Genomic DNA, 2,609 nt, shown 5'->3' with positions numbered 1-2,609 from the left:
GCCACTGGGGCATGATGCTCTTTGCGGCGAAGTAGAGAGATTTCCACTGGCTGTGATCTTCACTCAGACCTCCCCGGGTGACGGACACATGCACATGCGTATTCCAGTTTAGTCCCCGGCCAAAAGTGTGCAGGGCGGTGAATATACCCGGGGTGATACCCTTCTTCCTGGCGGCCTTCAGTAGTGAGTTTGCCGCCCGTCGGCTCAGCTCACCGAGTAGATGGCGGTTATCTCTAAACAGAGGCCATAGCTCAGCGGGCATGGTGAAAGTGATGTGCTGATAGTCAACCTGGGGCAGGATATTCTGCTGGGTTTCTATCCACTGTTTGGTGCGTTTGGCCCCACAGGTGTTGCAGAAGCGGCATTTACAGGAGAAGCAGATTCTCTTGGTATGGGGGCAGTTAAGTTTTTTACAGCGGAAGGTGGCAAAGCCCAGTATGGATGCACCACAGGCCAGCACCCGGCAGACGCTGTCAATGACCACCTTTCGGATAGTGTGTTGATTGCGTCTAAAGTAGTGCCACCACAGATCTCCGGTTCGGAGCAGCTGCTTGAGCGGTGAGGGTAGACGGATAACTCATAGCCTGTGGAGAACCGGGGTTGCAAGGATATCCAAGTTGGCGGGGCTGGTGTAGGCAGCGCACTCTGTTTGAGTTGGCACGACCAAAGTCGCCGTGAAGCGGCCTACCTTGATAACGCGCTCGCCGCGATCCTTGCGCAGATTGTAGCCACTGAGAAAAGCGCAATCTCTATCACTGAGATACAAAGAGCAATGAACCACGCAACAACAACACAAGCGAACTACTTCAAAAACTTCTGTTTATTCTTGCAGTTTGCGGAGTACGACAAGGGCGAGAAAGTGATTACCTTTAATACTGATCATAAACTATACAAGGCGTTACTTGCGCTTTTCGACTGAAAAGCAAAATTTAAACATACCACGCGAAGCGCACTCGAAAGGGTACGCTTTTTTGTGCGCCTTGAGAAAGTGTCAATAGCTTAGAAAGGTGGGATCTACCGCCACTCGGGTGGCGCCTATTTCCCTATTCTCGCATCTAGCTCTCCTTATACCGCCATAGTGCTGTTCGTTATGTAACACCGAATCAGCGCCACGGTGGCGAGGAAAGTTCGCTATTGAGGCATCGTCATGCCGTATATGAAGAAGCTAAACAGCGCAACCCACAACGATGGACACGGCATACCAGGAACTGGGATCAGGTCAATGAGGTATGGCTAAATCCTCCACCGAAAAATCAGCTCACTACCGAAAGAGAGTTAATGGCGGCATAACTAATGGTCGCGACAATTTCGTTGACAAACACCGCACGCTTTGGTACACAAAGGACTTGAATTTGTGGCACTGATTCAGAATAGTCTTCAATTGCATCTGTTAGACTTGTGTTCTGGTGATTAATTTTCGTGAAATCAATCTTGCCCAAAACACACCAACAGATGCATCTTCCTGGTTCCGGTCTGAGCAGGTAACCGAGGAGGAACGCAGCTGAAGGCGTCGAAGAATCCTTGGTTGTCTGTTCAGGCCAATACCCCCCGTAGGTGGCTGGGCGCTACCGCACCTGCCGCCCAGCAAGGGCGGGGTAAGCCCCGACGGGTTAGAGGCCGAGCCCCTGTAGAGCGGGAAATCTACCCACAGATTCCCCTGAAGACCCAAAAAGCGGGCCTCGTGGTCTAGACAGTGGGGTCCACCATAGTGTAAGTTGAAGAATCATTTGCATTTATTTATTGAATTAAGGATTTATTTAATATGGAGAATTTATGTTTCAAGAATTAAGTATTTTATGCTTTTTCATATTATTATCTACATTCTCTTTCGCAGAAACAAACATTACGCTTAAAAAAGAATTACTTGAGATGGCGGTTGAAGATCAGAGAGTTCGAAAGTTGTTGATAAAATCAGGGTGCGATAACAATAATTTTCAAAAAAAATTGCTTGAGAAAATAAATAAGGTAGATAAAAAAAATACGGCTAGATTAAAATCTATTCTAAAGGAATATTCTTGGCCCACTAAGGATTCAGTTGGTGCTGAAGGGATGTCGGCTATCTTTCTTATCATTCAGCATTCCCCAGATTACGTATTTAAAGAGCGGGCACTGTACGCTCTTAAAAAATTATACTTAAACGGTGATGGTATAACTGGGCAAGAAATTGCATTACTCACAGACCGTTTACTTATTCACCAAGGCAAGAAGCAGATTTTCGGTACCCAAGCTGATATAATTGATTCTCGAGTTGTTTTGAAACCAATCCAGGATAAAGCTAATGTAGACAAACGACGCAAAGAGATGGGGATGCTCTCTTTGTCTGAATATGTAAAGATAGTTGAAAAGTTATATGGCGTAAAGAAATCCATTTCTCATGGTCGGAGGTGTGGGACGACTATATCCGGCGATAGCTAGGTATGATATTTTGAGTTATTGAAACGTTCTGTGGGAGTGCATTCAGGCCAAAAAAATAGCCTGAGGAAATTTTCACAATTTAGTTATGCGAACATTTAGAGAAAGCTACTCTGACACAGAGGAAAAATAAATATTTTGTCCCGTATTTTTTGGACGAACACCGCTGGAAATTTGTGGTGTACTGAATAGTTATC

At 45.9% G+C, this 2,609-nt stretch carries 3 protein-coding genes and 1 pseudogene; 2 read left to right on the top strand and 2 right to left on the bottom strand.

Annotated elements, in window-relative coordinates; genetic code table 11:
- Both Q5Y71_RS16585 and Q5Y71_RS17710 read right to left on the bottom strand, forming a co-directional pair.
- Positions 1-262, bottom strand: a 262-nt coding sequence (locus Q5Y71_RS16585; protein ID WP_306043192.1) for a transposase, incomplete at its 3' end; no start/stop codon positions are given.
- 57 nt (positions 263-319) lie between these two features.
- Positions 320-484: pseudogene (locus Q5Y71_RS17710) on the bottom strand (transposase zinc-binding domain-containing protein); the annotation flags it as partial.
- 165 nt (positions 485-649) lie between these two features.
- Between Q5Y71_RS17710 and Q5Y71_RS16575 the strand changes: the two are divergent.
- The gene (locus Q5Y71_RS16575) at positions 650-919 is read left to right on the top strand and encodes a hypothetical protein (RefSeq protein ID WP_306043190.1); all 270 of its coding nucleotides are present in this window, start codon (positions 650-652) and stop codon (positions 917-919) included.
- Between the two features lie 854 nt (positions 920-1,773).
- Positions 1,774-2,415: a DUF6624 domain-containing protein gene (locus Q5Y71_RS16570; RefSeq protein WP_306043189.1), complete on the top strand. Its 642-nt coding sequence runs from the start codon at positions 1,774-1,776 to the stop codon at positions 2,413-2,415.
- Positions 2,416-2,609 lie beyond the last annotated feature (194 nt).

The sequence above is a fragment of the Microbulbifer sp. 2205BS26-8 genome, from assembly GCF_030731025.1.
GTDB lineage: Bacteria > Pseudomonadota > Gammaproteobacteria > Pseudomonadales > Cellvibrionaceae > Microbulbifer > Microbulbifer spongiae.
This window is presented reverse-complemented; position numbering and strand designations above follow the sequence as displayed.